The sequence below is a fragment of the Helcobacillus sp. ACRRO genome, from assembly GCF_022347125.1.
In the GTDB taxonomy this organism is placed as follows: Bacteria; Actinomycetota; Actinomycetes; order Actinomycetales; family Dermabacteraceae; genus Helcobacillus; species Helcobacillus massiliensis.
Genome location: NZ_JAKRNG010000008.1, coordinates 30,817 through 45,622 on the forward strand (window position 1 = coordinate 30,817; position 14,806 = coordinate 45,622).

Here is a 14,806-nt window from a genome sequence, read left to right on the forward strand (position 1 = left end):
ACGGCGATGTCAACCGCTCTTCCCAGCGCCGCGTCCCTGCCCGACGCCGATGCCCGCGAAATGATCCGCATCGAATCCGTCACCAAGGAGTTCTCGCTGCGGCACAACCACTCCTTGAAGGAGCTGGCGTTCGCCGCCCTCAAGGGCAAGAAGCTCTCCGATTCCTTCATGGCGCTCAACGGGGTGGACCTGGCCGTGTCCTCGGGGGAGACCGTCGGCCTGATCGGGCTGAACGGTTCCGGCAAATCCACCCTGCTGAAGACCATCAGCGGTGTTCTCTTCCCGGACAGCGGGCGCGTGATGGTCCGCGGCCGCGTCGCCGGACTCATTGAAGTCGGCGCCGGGTTCCACCCGGACCTGTCCGGCCGGGAGAACGTCTACCTCAACGGAGCGATCCTCGGCATGTCCCGGGAGCAGATCGATGCGTGCTTCGATGACATCGTCGCGTTCAGCGAAATCGAGAAGTTCATCGACACCGACGTCAAGTACTACTCCAGCGGCATGTTCCTGCGACTCGCTTTCTCCGTGGCGATCCACACCGACCCGGACGTCTTCCTCGTGGATGAGATCCTGTCGGTCGGTGACGAGCCGTTCCAGCGCAAATGCATTGAGCGGATCCGTCAGATGCAGGCCGACGGCGCCACCATGGTGATCGTCTCGCACGAGCTGGACATGCTGCAGAAGCTCTGCTCGCGCATCGCCGTCATGCAGTCCGGGAACCTGATCTTCAACGGCAATCCGGCCGAAGCGATCCGCGTGCTGCGCGGCGACGCCCAACCCGACGACCTCGACACCGACTAGTCAGCGCACCCCTTCGGCGCGCTGCTCGTCCTCACTGACAGCCCACGCAGGCGCCAGCACCACACCGCCGGCCAGCCACACCGCGAACGCGCGCGATGCATCGGCTCCATCGATGTCCTCCAGCGCCACCACCGCGCCCGGCTCCACCGAACCGGAACCGTCGCCGAGATGATCACCGCCCTCGAGGTGGGCGGGGGATGGGCCGCTGAAGTGGTCGACCGGGGCGCTCAGGTGGTCGCCGTGGCCACGCACCGCCGGCAGGTAGTCATGCGCCAGGTCGGGGACCTCGCCGCCGAAGCGCAGCGCGAGGGACACGGGGTCGAGCACCAGCACCTCGTCAGCCTGATCCACGGCGTCGAGAGCGGGGTCGCTTGTGGCGAGGACCGTCCCGTCGGCCAGCGGCTCGGCGAGCAGCCCGGCGGCCTCGCCGGCGGCGGCGTCGAGGCTGAGAATCCGCACCTCAGCGCCCACCGACCAGCCGGCGAGCGTCAGCACGAGGCGCTTCCAATGCGGTGGCATCGCGATGACCATCGGAGTGTCCGGCTCGGCGAACAGCTCGTCCCGCAGCAGATTGACGGTCTTCGTCACCCAGTTCGCGAGCACATGCCCGGACAGCTCGGTGCGGCCGTCCTCGCCGCCGTACCAGATGAGGGCGGGGGAGGGGCCGCGCTGCTCGAGAGCGGCCAGCAGATCGGCGCCGGTGGGGGAGAGGTCGCTCATCGCTCCACTCCCGTCTCTGCGGCCGACGGATCCTCCACCCACCAGCGGTCCACATCCAGTCCCATCTGCTCCGCCATCTCCGCGGCGAAGCTCATCGTGCCCAGGCACACAACGGGGTCACCGGAGGTCTCCGCGTCCCGCACAGCGTCCTCGAACGACGCCTGCGCCCAGTCCTCCGGGTAGTTCTCGAACGTCAGGTGGTCCTCATGGGTGCGCACGAGAGTGGTGCGGTCCTCGTCCACCACGTCGATGATGCGGGTGATGTCCTTGATGTCCGGCAGGCACACCAGGTAGCGGGCGCCGCGGAAGTCGCTGTGGGCGCTGACCGCTGCGAGCGCGGCCTGGAATCCCTCGCGGGAGATCGCCGCGTCGAGGAACCACGGCGCGCCGTTGTGCAGCAGGAAGCTGGAGCGCCCGGGCAGCTGCAGGTGTCGGGCACCGCTCAGATCCAGCGCAGGCAGGTCCTCGAGCGTGTCCGCGCGGTGGTGGGCGGCAAGTGCGGCGGTGTACCCCGCGGCGATGTTCGCGGAGGTCAGGGGCCCGAAGCCGAGGTCCTCCGGGGACGGCACTCGCAGCACATGTGCCTGCGGCAGGAGAACCTCGATCGCGCGGATCGCGACCGGGTCCTGTGCCTCCAGCGTCACGACCCGTTCGGTACGGCGGTCACCGGCGCCGACGAGGTTCCAGGCGATCTCCTCGATCGTGTCGCCGATGACTCCCTCATGTTCGAGGAACACAGGGGTCACCACAAGGGTGTCGAGGCGGAACTGGGAGATCTCGTCGGTGGCGCCTCCGAGGCCCTCCTCGATGACGAGGACGTCCGCGCCGCGCCCCAGCAGATAGTGGGCGCCCATCAGGGTGAAGCAGCCGGTGGGGGCGAGGTACCCGTCGGTCTCCTCGACCGGCGGCAGCTGTTCGATCGCGCTGGAGAGGGTGCGGCCGAGCTCGGCGTAGTCCTCCAGGGAGATCGGCTCGCCGTTGAACCGGATGCGCTCCAGGTTCGTGATGAACGGAGGGGAGGACACGGTGCCCACGTTCAGGCCGAGGCGGCGCAGCTGCTGGGTGGCGGCGGCGACCGTGGTGCCCTTGCCCTTGGATCCGACCACTCCGATGACGGGCACGGCGGGGTCCCGGTCGATGCCGACGGTCTCGGCGAGGAGAGCGGCCCGCTGACGGGACCGGACCATGGGGCCGTGGTGGCGCTTCCATTCGCGGAAGAAGGGCTCGTCCTCGCTGAGCAGGCGTGCTGGCATCGTGGGGTCTCCTCGAGTCGGGCGGTCCGCTGTCGCACTGGGCCCGAGCGAAGGTTCACGGGCACTTGACGAAGCGGAGTTGCACCGGTGTAGTTTAGTTGGGACAGGACAGTGGCCGAGAGGTGCCCTGCCGGTCCGCAGATGATTGTGTCAGACCCCGATGTGGGGGAGTGCGCAGACTGCGGCGGCACCGCACACCTCCGGCTGGAAAGGATCGCGCCGATGCAGCAGAACGCGCCTCGCACGCCCATGGAGAGCGGACTCTCGATCGTGGAGATTACGGGAGCCGGTGACTTCGGTGAGGAGCTGGAACCCGCGTCCTGGCAGGAGCGGGCCCTGTGCGCCCAGACCGACCCGGAGGCGTTCTTCCCCGAGAAGGGCGGCTCCACCCGCGAAGCCAAGAAGGTCTGCACCTCCTGCGAGGTCCGCGCCGAATGCCTCGAATACGCCCTGTCCAATGATGAGCGCTTCGGCATCTGGGGCGGCCTGTCCGAGCGCGAACGCCGCCGCCTGAAGAAGCAGGCCATCTGAGCGCCCACCGATCCTCCGGAAAGGACGACCAGCGTCCGTGATCCAGCGCGATGTCACCGCGGTTCTGCTCGTCTCGCCCGCCGACTCCGTCGGCGCCATTGACCGCACAGTCCGCGCAGTCCGGCAGCAGTCCCGCCCCGCCGACCGCACCGTCCTCGTCGCCGCGGCCGGACTGCGCGAGCCCGTCGCCGAATACCTGGCGACCCTCCAGACCGACGGCATGGTGGATGACCGCATCAACCTGTCGCCCGGTGCCACCCTGGCCGGCGCCACCCGCGCCGTCGCCTCCCGCATCGACGGCCGCGCGGCCGACGGGCACCGCCCCGACAACGCCGATCACGCCGCTCAGGACGCCGACGCGCAGGGCGCCGCCGTCGCTCCTGACCGCGCCCGGGCAGCCGAATCCAGCGGCCGTGCCGACGCGCACACCGGCGGCTCCACCGCGGTCTCCCCTCAGCATCGTGGCCGCCGCGCCCGCAGCGTCGACACCGAAGCGGAGCTCGCCCGTTCGACCCGCGAAGCACAGGAAGAAGCACGCGTTCCGGCTCGCCTGCGGCAGCGCGGAAGCGCCAGAGGGGGCCGTCGTCGCCGCGCCACGGCCGACGACCAGAGCTGGCTCTGGCTGCTCACCATGGAGGCCGAACCCGACCAGCACGCGCTGGAGGAACTCGTCCGCACCGTCCGAGAGGTGCCCTCCACTGCGGTCGCAGGCTCCAAGCACCTGTCGTCGAACTCCCGCTCCGATGCCCCACCACTGGTGGACCTCGGCATCACCCTCACCCACTCCCACCGGATCCGCACCAGTGTGGACACCGGGGAGATCGACCAGGGGCAGGCTGACTGGCGCACAGATGTCCTCGGCGTGACACTGCCCAGCATGCTGGTGCAGACCGCTGCCCTGCAGGAGGTCGGCGGCTTCGACCCGGCGCTCGCCTCCCCGTGGGCTGAACTCGACCTCTGCCAGCGGATCTGGCGCTCCGGCGAACGCGTCACCGCTGTCTCCGACTCCCGTGTCAGCGCAGACCCGAGCCGCCTCACCGGCGCGAAGGACCCCGTTGCCTTCCGGTCCGGGCAGGTCCTGTCCCTGATCCGGCAGCGGCCCACCCTCATGGGCATCTTGACGCTGCTCGTCCTGCCGTTCGCGCTGATCGCCCGGATCATCGGGGCGATCGTCTCGCACCGGCCCCGCGCAGTCGGCCATGAACTGCAGGCGTTCGTCCGGATCCTGCGCCACGCCCCCGCGGTGTTCGCCCGCGGCCGCTCGACCAGCGCACGATCTCCCATTCCGCGACGCCGCCTCGCCCCGCTCTACGTCCCGCGGGGCGCTGCCGCCCGACTCGCCCTGGACGAGGTGTGGACCGACCTCTTCGCCGATGACGCGCATACGCGCCGCATTCGACGCACCACGTGGGGCATCGCCGGTACGAGTCACGGCGTGGATGACGCCGACTACGGTCGGCACACCGTGTGGACGCTCGTCCTCGCCGGCCTCTCAGCAGCCATCGCCCTGCTGGCGATGCGCAGTGTTCTCGGGCGCGGGTCTCTCGTGGGCCCCCACCTGACCGCGCCCACGAACGCACTGCACGACCGGTGGGACACCGTGTTCTCCTCCTGGATCCCTGGGGAGCTCGGCGCGCCCGGCCCGACCGACGCCCTCACCCGCCTCGTCGGCCTGATCCCCCTCAGCGGGGACGCGATCGTGCTCACCCTGCAGCTGCTCGCCATCCCCGCGGCGGCGCTCGGCGCCTGGTTCGCCGCCGGCACGCTCAGCCGGTCCATCGTGGTGCGCCTCATCGCCGCGGTCGCCTGGACCACCGCCCCACCGTTCGCGGACGCGCTGCTGTCCGGTCGCTGGCCCGCCGTCCTGGTGCACCTCATGATCCCGCTCGCCGCCATCGGTCTGGTGCGCGCCATCGGCCTGCCGCACAAGACGGCGCAGGCGAGCCCGGCAGCCGCTGCGGCAGGCGGTCTCGCGCTTGCGGTGATCAGCGCGGTGCAGCCGATCCTCGCACCGATGGCGTTCATCGGCCTGCTGTTCATCATCCCGTTCATCCCCGGTCGACGCTGGCGGATGGTCTGGTTCGCGATCCCCGTTCTCGGCCTGCACCTGCCGAACCTCACCGCCTACATTCAGCACCCGAAGTCGCTGATCGCCGTCAGCGGCGTCGAGGGCGCGTTCGCCCGCCCTTCACTGGCGGACCTCGCGCTGCTGCAGCCCACCGCGCATGGCCGCCTCGCCGAAGCCGCCGGGGCCGACGGGTCCCTGCTGTGGGCCCTGTTCGCCGCCTCGCTGATGATCGCCGGGCTGCTGGCGCTGCTGACCGCCCCGTTCCTCGCCGGGGACGCCGGCCGGGTCGGCATCTTCTCGGTGCTCGTGGTGGCGGGCGGCTTCGCGCTCGCCCTGGCCCTCGGCCGGTTCGTCACGGGGTTCGATGACGGCACCCCCTTCACCTCCTACGCCGGACCAGCGCTCTCCATCGTGTGCGCGGGCCTCGTCACCGCTCTGCTGTGCACGGGGGACGCGATCGCGCACCGCGTTGCATCGCCGGTCGCCGGACAGACCTCGCTGCGGCGCACGCTCGCTCCCGTGCTCGGAGTCCTCGCCGTCGGTCTCGTCGCCTCGTGGGCGATCATGGCGCCGTCGGCCATGGAGCTGGAGCGCACCACCGAGCTGCAGATCCCCGCTGTCGCCGCCGACCAGGGCGTGTCCGATCAGCGCACCCGCACGCTCGTGCTCCACCAGGAGAACGACGGCTCCGTCACCGGCCGTGTCGTGGACGGTGCAGGCGCCTCCATCGACCAGTCCTCCGGTGCGGAGAACGCACGGCAGGCGGAACTGGGGGAGACCGCTAGCCCGTTCGACACCGCCAGTGAGCACCTCGTCGACTCCATCGCCGCGAACCTCGCCGACGACGGCACGGGCATTGTGCCGCCGCTGTCCACCTTCGCGGTGCAGTACGTGGTGGTGCCCAGCCAGGAGAACGCGGACTCCATCACTCTTGCGCTGAACTCCTCACCGCGGTTCGAGCGCGTCACCGAGTCCGATCAGGGCGGGCTGTGGCGCGTGGTGGACCCGTCGGCCCGAGCGATGATCCTTGATTCCGCGCCCGGCCAGCGCATCAATCCGACCACGACGACAGCCCTGCCGTCGGGCCGCACCGACGCTCAGGCGCAGGTGAAGGCCGCCGACCACGTGCGGACGGTGATGCTCTCCGAGCGCTCCGACCCCGGGTGGCACGCCACCCTGAACGGCCGCGCCCTGACCCCGGTGGTGGTCGACGACTGGGCGCAGGGCTTCGAACTGCCGGCAGGCGCCAGCGGTGAGCTCCACATCCGCTACACCAACCCGTTGGCGACCCCGCTGATCATCATCGGCCTCATCATCCTGGCGGTGACCGTGCTGGTCGCCCTGCCGTGGCGCCGCCGTTCGAAGGAGGCACTGTGAGTTCCACCCCCACTGAGCCGCACGATCCCGCAGACCCCGTCGGCCCCACCGACCCGGGCCCCGTCGGCAACAGCCCGGTGCGCAGCCGCCGCGTCGCCGCCGCCGTCCTCGCGTTCGTCCCCCTCATCGGCGTCGTCGCTGCCGGCGCGACCCTCGGCCAGAAGTCGTTCACCTCCGTGGAGGACCTCTCCGCCCGCTCCACCGCGGTCGCCCAGGCGCAGTCGTGCCCCGGGCCGTTCCTGCCGCCGGAACAGACCACCGGCACCGACGAGGCGCTCGCCGAGCAGAAGCCCGCGGACACCGCGCAGGTGCGCACCCTCGCTTTCGAACCGGACACGAGCCTCCTGTTCGGGCAGGACCAGGTCGCCGCCACCCGCCTCACCGAGGACGGAACGCCCCGCACCCCCACCATCGACGCCGAGAACCGCGACGGGACCCCGCTGGACTCCACCCCCGTGAAGGGGAAGGCGGAGTTCGCAACCGCGTCCGCGGAGGCCGGCGCCGACGGGGCGATCATGCGCTCCACCTCGTTCGACTCCCAGCGGCCGATCGCGGACACCATCCAGGCCGTCCGCACCGAATCCGGTGACTTCCGGTCCCTCGCGCTCACCCGCTGCTGGGAGCCGCGGGTGAAGGGCACCTTCGTAGGCGTCTCCACCACGCCCGGCTCATCGAGCGTGCTCGTGCTCACCAACACCACGGACCGGCCCTCCTCCGCCAGCCTGACGGTGAACACAGCCGACGGCGAAGCGGACCCGCAGGGCCGCGGCACCATCGTGGTCGCGCCGGGTGCAACCGAGCGGATCCCGATGGAATCCATCGCCCCCGGATTCGACTCGCTCGGCGTGTCGGTCACCGTGCAGGGCTCGCCGCTCGCGATGAGCATGGAGACGTCCGAGCGCGACGGCCTCACCCCGCACGGCGGTGACATCGCCACCGCGCAGCAGGCGCCGTCCACCGACCACGTGTTCCCCGGCGCAACCATCACCGCGGACCGGCCCCTCAAGATCGACCTGCTGAACAGCACCGGGCAGCCCACCACCGCGACTGTCCGCTTCATCAGCCCCACCGGCGAGGTGAAGGACCGGGAGATGACAGATGTGCAGATCCCCGCCTCCGGCGTGCTGCAGCTGGACACCGGGACCCTGCCCCGCGGCGCCTACACGGTGACGGTGGAATCCGAGGCGCCCGTGTTCGCCACGATCCGCTCGTCAGTGTTCGGCAGCGATCAGCCGGGGGAGACCACCTCGAAAGCGGTGGACTTCACGATCCAGAACCCGTCGGACCCGATCCGGAACTCCTCCGTGCTCGCGCTGCCGCTCGGCGGCGCCGACGGCCAGGTGCGCCTGTTCGGTCTGGCGGACACCACGGTCACCGTGATCGGCACCAAGGCCGACGGGTCCCTGTCGAAGCCGGTGACGAAGCCGGTGGCGGACGGTCAGACCCTGTCGATCGCGGCCAACGAGATCGACCCGAAGCCGGAGGACCTGACGGGCCTGATCGTGGTGCCGGAGACGCCCTCATCGATCACGGGGGACTGGGTCCAGACCGCGAAGGCGGGCAGCAGCGGACCGATCATCGGCAGTGTGCGCCTGGCGGACAACAACGTGGCCGCCTCCGGCGTCAACGTCCGCCTGCAGTACTGAGCGGATCACCGCAGCTGGGCGGCCCACCGGGGCGCAGGACAGGTCGGCCTCAGAGGCCGAAGTCGGGGTCGATGTCCTCGGGCTGTTTGCCGAGGAGAGATGCCACGTTCTGCACCAGGACCGAGCGCACCAGCTCCCGCAGGTCCTCCGCGTCCGTCACACGCATCTCAATGGGGCGGCGGTACACCACGATCTGCGGCGGCGACTGGCGGTCGCCGGGGAAAGCACGTCCCAGCAGCACCGCGTCCTCCCAGTGCACGTGCGACGAGGGCGGAACGTCCTCGGCGAGCACTTCCACGTACTCCAGCTCGCGGGGGAAGCGCTGCAGCATCTCCGCCATCGCATCCTGCACCGAAGCGTCGAAGCGTTCGCGTCGGCTCACATAGCCGGGCAGATGCGGCGGCACGAGGTCGTGACGGAAGGCGCGGCCGCGTCGGCGGCGTCGAGGGGAGGGCATGGCCCCAGCCTATCGGCGCCGGAGGCGGTGAGGCTCAGCGCTGCGGCTCGCGATAGAGTTGCCTCGTGTCTGATCGTGAATGCTCAAAAACCGGATGCTCTGAGCCGGCCGTGGCCGTCCTGACCTACAACTACGCGGACTCCGTCGCGGTCATCGGCCCGCTCCCGGCAGAGCGCGACCCGCACGGGTACGACCTGTGCCTCGCTCACGCTCGCAGCCTGACGGTCCCCAACGGCTGGACCGTGCAGCGCGTCCCCGGCGAACTGCGCCAGCAGGACGACGTCCTCGCCCTCGCAAAGGCCCTCGCCGACGCCGAGGACCGACCTTCGGCCGCGTCCCGAGCACCGCACGGCGCCCACCGCGCCCCCGCCGCTCCCGCGCAGGCGCCCCATCGCGAGGGCACTCCCGCCCAGCAGGCCGGCGCTGCCGGTCAGGGCCGGCACCTGCGCGTTGTCCGCTCCGCCGACAGCGAATGAGGAGACCCGTGACCACCGTATCCACACCGATCGACCGCTCCGGAACCGATCTCAGCCGCATCGTCAAGGCCTATGACGTCCGCGGGCGCGCCCACGAGGACTTCACCGCCGACGGCTCCCGCGCCCTCGGCGCCGCGTTCGCCGACCTCTTGGACGGCGCCGACATCATTGTCTCCCACGACATGCGCGAATCCTCCCCGGAGCTCGCCGGCGCCTTCGCCGATGGGGCCCGCACCCGCGGCTCCACTGTCCTGTGGGCTTCGCTCAGCTCCACCGACCAGCTGTACTGCGCCTCCGGTCTGCGGGACGTCGCAGGCGCGCAGTTCACCGCCAGCCACAATCCGGGCCCGGACAACGGGATCAAGATGTGCTTCGCCGGCGCCGTTCCCGTGGGCCGCGACACCGGGCTCACCGAGATCCGCGACACCGCCCAGGCGTACCTGGACGCAGGCACCATCCCCGCGGCTCGCCGGAGGGGCGAGCAGCGTGAGATCGACACCCTCGGCGACTACATCGACACCGTGCTGTCCCTCGTCCCCCTGGACGGGGAGCGCGAGCTGACCGTTGTGGTCGACGCCGGAAACGCGATGGCGGGCCTGACCGTTCCCGCGCTCGCCCAGCGGGTGCCGTCCCTGCGGGTGGTCCCCCTCTTCTTCGAGCTGGACGGCACCTTCCCGAACCATGAGGCGAATCCGTTGGACTACTCCACCCTGAGCGATCTGCGCGCAGCGGTGAAGCGGGAGGGCGCCGATCTCGGCCTCGCCTTCGACGGCGACGCCGACCGCTGCATCGTGGTGGACGAATCAGGTGAGGTGGTGTCCCCGTCGGCCATCACCGCGATGATCGCCACCGGTGAGATCCGCCGAGTCCGCGCCGAGGGCGAGACCAGCCCGGCGGTGGTCGCCAACATCGTCTCCAGCCGCCATGTGCGCGACGCCATCGAGGCCGAGGGCGGCCGATGGGTGGTCAGCCGAGTGGGGCACTCCATCATCAAAGCGCTGATGGCGAAGGAGAACGCGGTGTTCGGCGGTGAGCACTCCGCCCACTACTACTTCCGGGACTTCTTCTTCGCCGATTCCGGCATGCTGGCGGCGCTGCACACCCTGCGCGCCCTGCAGAAGAGCAGCGGGACCCTCTCCGACCTGATGGCGGAGCACGACCCGTTCGCCGCCAGCGGTGAGATCAACTCCCGCGTTGCGGATGCCGACGGCGCCGCGCAGCGGGTCCGCTCCGCCATCGAAGGGGTCCCGGGCGTCACGATCGACGACCTCGACGGCATGACCGTCACCCACTGGGATGAGGCGATGCCCGAGGATCAGCGCTGGTGGTTCTCCCTGCGCCCGTCGAACACGGAGCCGCTGCTGCGACTGAACGTGGAGGCGGCGACCGGGAACACTATGGCGCGAGTGCGCGATGAGATCCTGGGGATCATCCGCGCCGATGCCCCCGCGGGGCGGCGCCGCTCGGATTCGGCGGGACCCGTCGGCCGCCCTGATGGAGCGGCGCATCCCGCAGCGCGCAGCCGAATCCCGTCCCTGCCGGCGTGGGCGGCCGATGTGGTGCGCTGCCCCGCATGTCGAAGCGACCTCGTCCAGCACGGGGCGCACATCACCTGTTCTGCGTGTTCGTTGGCATATCGTGATGTTGAAGGCCTCCCGATGCTGATCCAGCAGCGGTAAGATCAGCGAATTTCCGTCCTCTTCCGGCATAATGGGACCCATGAGCACTTCACCCAAGGTCCTCGTGGTCGATGATGATGCGGCCATCGCCGAGATGGTCTCCATCGTTCTTACCGGCAAGGGGTTCGATGTCACCACCGCAGCGGACGGGAATGAAGCACTCGACGGCTTCGAGGACGGCATGTACGACGTCGTCCTCCTGGACCTGATGCTGCCGGGGACCGACGGCAACGAGATCTGCCGCCGCATGCGCGAGGTCTCCGGTGTTCCCATCATCATGCTGACCGCCCGCAGTGACACGAAGGACATCGTGGAGGGTCTGGAGGCCGGAGCCGACGACTACCTGACGAAGCCGTTCGATCCGGACGAACTGGTCGCCCGCATCCGCGCCCGTGTGCGCCGGCAGGAGGAGCCCGGTCCCGAAACGCTCAAGGTGGCGGACATCGTCATCGATGTGGAGGGCCACCGCGTGTGGCGCGGGGAGGAGCGCCTGCCGCTCACCCCCCTCGAGTTCGACCTCCTCGTGGCGCTGGCGCGCAAGCCGTGGCAGGTGTTCAGCCGCGAGGTCCTGCTGCGCGAAGTGTGGGGCTACCGCCACAGCGCCGATACCCGCCTGGTGAACGTGCATGTGCAGCGACTGCGCGCCAAGATCGAGCTCGACCCGGAGAACCCGCAGATCGTGGTGACGGTTCGTGGTGTCGGATATCGAGCAGGAAAGTAGCGCCCCCCTCGGACGCTCCGGCAGGCGTCACTACCCCCACTGGCCGCTGAGCGTCCGCGTTGCGGTCATCACCCTCGTCCTGTCCGCCATCACGATCACCGCGGTGGGCGGCTACCTCTCCACGGTCATCGCCGACGGACTCTACGATCAGCGCCGCGACCTCGTGTTCGAGCAGACCGAGCTCGCGCGCAGTTCGCTGACCCGAGAACTGCGCAGCTCGGTGGGCAGCAGCCCCGGTGAACGCCAGGACTCGGTCGCCCAGTTCATCCAGTCGCTGCGCACCGAAGAGCACGGCCCGCTTTCGTCAGCGGCGCTGCTGCCGGTGGATGAGGAGTCCACCATGTCCACGATCTCCACGGACCGCGCGGTGATGGACTACGTGGACCCCGAGCTGCGAGGGCAGCTGTCCGGTTCCACCGGGTCGATCGTGCACCGCAACGTGAAGCTGAAGGACGGCACCCCGGGAATGCTGACCGCGGTGCGGATCAGCGTGCCCGGATCGGGATCCTTCGACCTCGTCATGCTGTACTCCTTCGCGGAGGAGCAGAACACGCTCTCGTTCATGCGGCCCGTGCTGCTGACCGGCGGCGCTGTCATCATGCTGCTGCTGCTCGGCATCACCATCATCATTGCGCGCATGCTGAAGACTCCGCTGGGGCGGGTCGCGAACGCCGCTGAGCGCATCGCCGACGGTGACCTCGACTACCGCATCGACGTGCGCGGCGGCGACGAGCTCGCCACCGTGGGCACTAGCTTCAACCGGATGGCGGAGTCCCTGCAGGAGAAGATCACGGACCTCACGGAGCTGTCCCATGTGCAGCACCGCTTCGTCTCCGACGTCTCCCATGAGCTGCGCACCCCGCTGACCACCATCAAGATGGCGGCGTCCGTGCTGGATGCGGAGAAGGACTCGTTCTCCCCGACCATCAGGCGCACCACACAGCTGCTGACCGACCAGGTCAACCGGTTCGACCACATGCTGGCGGACCTGCTGGAGATCTCCCGCCACGACGCGGGAGCCGCGATCCTCGACGAACGCGAGGAGAACCTCAGCGATGTGGCCCGCTCCACGGTAGAGCTGCTGAAGCCGATCGCTGACGAGGCGGATTCGGCGTTCTGCGTGAAGTGGCACAAGGAGCCGATCCTGCTGCAGATGGACTTCCGCCGTATGGAGCGGATCGTCCGCAATCTGCTGGTGAACGCGCTGGAGCACGCGGAGGGCGGCCCGGTGGCGGTGGAGACCGCGTCGAACGAGAAGTGCGCGGCGATCATCGTGCAGGACTTCGGCGTCGGCATCTCCGAGGAGTCCGCGCGCCATGTCTTCTCCCGGTTCTGGCGAGCCGACCCTGCGCGTTCCCGCACGCTCGGCGGTGCCGGCCTCGGCCTGTCGATCGCGGCGGAGGATGCTCACCTGCACGGTGCCTGGCTGGAGGCGTGGGGCCAGGAGGGCCGCGGCGCCGTGTTCCGCCTGACGCTGCCGAAGACTCCGGACGCATCCGTGGACGATTCCCCTCTGGCGCTGCGGCGGTCATGGGAGCTGCCGGACGACGGCGAGTGGGTGGGCACTCCGCGGGAGATCGGATGAGGAGCCGGGGCCTGACCCGCCGCGGCGCGCTCACAGCGTTCGCAGCGGCTGCGTCCGCTTCCGCGGTCGCCCGCCAGTTCCTCACGCCCGAAAAGGCCCGCACGTAGGCGCCGGACACGGAGGTCTTCGTCCATGTTCCCAATGAAGAACCGGCGATCTCGCAGGTCGACACCTCCACCGTGGAGGTGACGCTGACGGCGGTGACCCGCGTGGACTCCTCCGGTGTGCGCACCTGGCTCCTGGATGGGGAGCCGATGCGATACACCCTCCATCTGACCCGGGTCGCCGGACAGTGGCGGATCGCGGACCCGCCGGACATGGTGGTCATCTCGCAGGCCACCTTCGACCTTCTGTGGACGCCGGTCAGGATCGCATACCTCGACCCGACCCGCACGACTCTGGAGGGGGATCTGCGCTGGTTCGTCCAGGCCCGCGCTGTGGACCGGGTGGCGCAGGCACTCGGCGGCGCGCCGCTGTGATGGCGGTTCGCGAGAGCGGTGACGGGTACAGCACGCTGTCCCTCGTGCCCGCCTTCGCCAAGGACTGCGTCATCGCACCGGTGGGGTCCCCTCGGTCCTCGACCGCGGCAGCGCTCACGCCGGACCGCCGGACCCTGCTGGTGGGGTCGACCGACGGTCGCCTCCAGCGCAGGGAGGCGCTGACCGGGCAGGCGTTGGTGCCCCCATCGGTGGACCAGTTCGGGTGGATCTGGACCGCGGACTCCGAACGTCCCGGTGAACTCCTCGCCGTGAACGAGTCCGGCGGGGCGGAGCATTCGTCTGCGCTGCTGAACCTCGCCGACGGCGACGAGATCTGCAGCGCCTCGTTGGGGCTGGGCTCCACGCAGCTGGCGCTGCTGATCAAACGGGACGGCCGGCTGCTGCTCGGTGAGAGCGCGGTGGTCCGCAGCCGCAAGGGTGATCCGACCGGCCTGTCCACGGTCCAGACGATGCCGCTGCCGGTGAACGGCTCCGGTGAGCTCTGCTGGTACTCCAAGCAGGCGATGATCGTGTTCGTGCCGGCAGCGGAGGGCCAGAGTCCGCAGGCGATCATCTGGGACTCCACGCGGGGCGTGCAGCGGGTTCCGCCGCCGCCTCGCCGCACCCCGGTCCGCGCCTCAGCGCTGTCCACACGTCGAGTCGTCCCCAGAAGGGCCGGCCGCCGCGCGCCGCCGTGCGCGCCGAGCCAGCATGATGCTCATGCATGCCACCACCCACACCGTTCTGCGGTCCCTCGCCGATGTTCTGCTGCCGACGGCCTGCCCCTGCGGTGTCGGCGGGAGGGTGTTGTGCGCGGACTGCGCCGCGGTGCTCGAGATGGGCGCCGAGCGGGTCGATGACCGGCTCGACGCACTGCAGCTCGCCGTCCCCGATGAGCTCGGTGAGCATCGCGGAGCCGTGTCGTTCAGACCCCGCATGCCGGTGGTGGCGGCGGGGGACTACACGGCCCGACTGCAGGCACTGGTGCTGGCGTTCAAGAACGGTGGCCATTT

The 14,806-nt window shown here is 70.0% G+C and carries 13 protein-coding genes; 10 read left to right on the top strand and 3 right to left on the bottom strand.

Features of this window, described 5'->3' with window-relative positions; all coding sequences use genetic code 11:
* Nucleotides 1-6: 6 nt before the first annotated feature.
* Complete coding sequence (locus tag MHY20_RS04450; protein ID WP_239375148.1) at nt 7-801, top strand: ABC transporter ATP-binding protein; 795 nt, start codon at nt 7-9, stop codon at nt 799-801.
* Here MHY20_RS04450 and MHY20_RS04455 read toward each other — a convergent pair whose 3' ends face one another.
* Both MHY20_RS04455 and MHY20_RS04460 read right to left on the bottom strand, forming a co-directional pair.
* A complete protein-coding gene (locus MHY20_RS04455; protein WP_239375151.1) occupies nt 802-1,521 on the bottom strand; it encodes a TIGR03089 family protein in 720 nt (239 codons plus the stop codon). It lies immediately after the preceding gene.
* Nucleotides 1,518-2,774, bottom strand: a complete 1,257-nt coding sequence (locus MHY20_RS04460; protein ID WP_239375154.1) for a hypothetical protein — start codon at nt 2,772-2,774, stop codon at nt 1,518-1,520. Before MHY20_RS04460 ends, MHY20_RS04455 begins: the two co-directional genes overlap by 4 nt.
* A 222-nt stretch (nt 2,775-2,996) precedes the next feature.
* Between MHY20_RS04460 and MHY20_RS04465 the strand changes: the two genes are divergently transcribed.
* From MHY20_RS04465 to MHY20_RS04475, 3 genes are read left to right on the top strand one after another with little or no spacing between them, the layout of a single operon-like run.
* A complete protein-coding gene (locus MHY20_RS04465) occupies nt 2,997-3,305 on the top strand; it encodes a WhiB family transcriptional regulator (protein ID WP_239375157.1) in 309 nt (102 codons plus the stop codon).
* Nucleotides 3,306-3,342: 37 nt separating this feature from the next.
* Nucleotides 3,343-6,750: a hypothetical protein gene (locus MHY20_RS04470; RefSeq protein ID WP_239375160.1), complete on the top strand. Its 3,408-nt coding sequence runs from the start codon at nt 3,343-3,345 to the stop codon at nt 6,748-6,750.
* The gene (locus MHY20_RS04475; protein ID WP_239375163.1) at nt 6,747-8,396 is read left to right on the top strand and encodes a DUF5719 family protein; all 1,650 of its coding nucleotides are present in this window, start codon (nt 6,747-6,749) and stop codon (nt 8,394-8,396) included. Before MHY20_RS04470 ends, MHY20_RS04475 begins: the two co-directional genes overlap by 4 nt.
* A 49-nt stretch (nt 8,397-8,445) precedes the next feature.
* On the opposite strand, the gene MHY20_RS04480 is transcribed toward MHY20_RS04475, so the two are convergent.
* Nucleotides 8,446-8,853 carry a metallopeptidase family protein gene (locus MHY20_RS04480; protein WP_239375166.1) on the bottom strand — a complete coding sequence of 136 codons (408 nt, stop codon included), beginning with the start codon at nt 8,851-8,853 and terminating at the stop codon, nt 8,446-8,448.
* A 65-nt stretch (nt 8,854-8,918) separates the two neighbouring features.
* On the opposite strand from MHY20_RS04480, the gene MHY20_RS04485 reads away from it, so the two are divergent.
* The 6 genes from MHY20_RS04485 to MHY20_RS04510 all read left to right on the top strand — a co-directional run bounded on the left by MHY20_RS04485 (nt 8,919) and on the right by MHY20_RS04510 (nt 14,653).
* On the top strand, nt 8,919-9,329 hold the full coding sequence (locus MHY20_RS04485) for a DUF3499 family protein (RefSeq protein WP_183373660.1): 411 nt from the start codon (nt 8,919-8,921) through the stop codon (nt 9,327-9,329).
* Nucleotides 9,330-9,337: 8 nt separating this feature from the next.
* Complete coding sequence (locus MHY20_RS04490) at nt 9,338-11,008, top strand: phosphomannomutase/phosphoglucomutase (RefSeq protein ID WP_239375172.1); 1,671 nt, start codon at nt 9,338-9,340, stop codon at nt 11,006-11,008.
* 40 nt (nt 11,009-11,048) lie between these two features.
* Entirely contained in the window at nt 11,049-11,729 is a 681-nt protein-coding gene (gene mtrA / locus MHY20_RS04495) for an MtrAB system response regulator MtrA (protein ID WP_183373665.1), read from the top strand.
* A complete protein-coding gene (gene mtrB / locus MHY20_RS04500) occupies nt 11,701-13,314 on the top strand; it encodes an MtrAB system histidine kinase MtrB (RefSeq protein ID WP_239375175.1) in 1,614 nt (537 codons plus the stop codon). The genes mtrA and mtrB overlap by 29 nt, the downstream gene beginning before the upstream one ends.
* A 200-nt stretch (nt 13,315-13,514) precedes the next feature.
* Nucleotides 13,515-13,793 (top strand): hypothetical protein, encoded by a 279-nt coding sequence (locus tag MHY20_RS04505; protein WP_239375178.1) that lies wholly within the window; start codon nt 13,515-13,517, stop codon nt 13,791-13,793.
* A 44-nt stretch (nt 13,794-13,837) separates the two neighbouring features.
* Entirely contained in the window at nt 13,838-14,653 is an 816-nt protein-coding gene (locus MHY20_RS04510; protein WP_239375181.1) for an LpqB family beta-propeller domain-containing protein, read from the top strand.
* The last annotated feature ends 153 nt before the right edge of the window (nt 14,654-14,806 follow it).

Excerpts from the sequence above, each read along its gene's own strand:
- MHY20_RS04465 (WP_239375157.1), top strand. The coding sequence starts at position 2,997 with ATGCAGCAGAACGCGCCTCGCACGCCCATGGAGAGCGGACTCTCGATC.
- MHY20_RS04480 (WP_239375166.1), bottom strand. The coding sequence starts at position 8,853 with ATGCCCTCCCCTCGACGCCGCCGACGCGGCCGCGCCTTCCGTCACGAC.
- MHY20_RS04455 (WP_239375151.1), bottom strand. The coding sequence starts at position 1,521 with ATGAGCGACCTCTCCCCCACCGGCGCCGATCTGCTGGCCGCTCTCGAG.
- MHY20_RS04460 (WP_239375154.1), bottom strand. The coding sequence starts at position 2,774 with ATGCCAGCACGCCTGCTCAGCGAGGACGAGCCCTTCTTCCGCGAATGG.
- mtrA (WP_183373665.1), top strand. The coding sequence starts at position 11,049 with ATGAGCACTTCACCCAAGGTCCTCGTGGTCGATGATGATGCGGCCATC.
- MHY20_RS04450 (WP_239375148.1), top strand. The coding sequence starts at position 7 with ATGTCAACCGCTCTTCCCAGCGCCGCGTCCCTGCCCGACGCCGATGCC.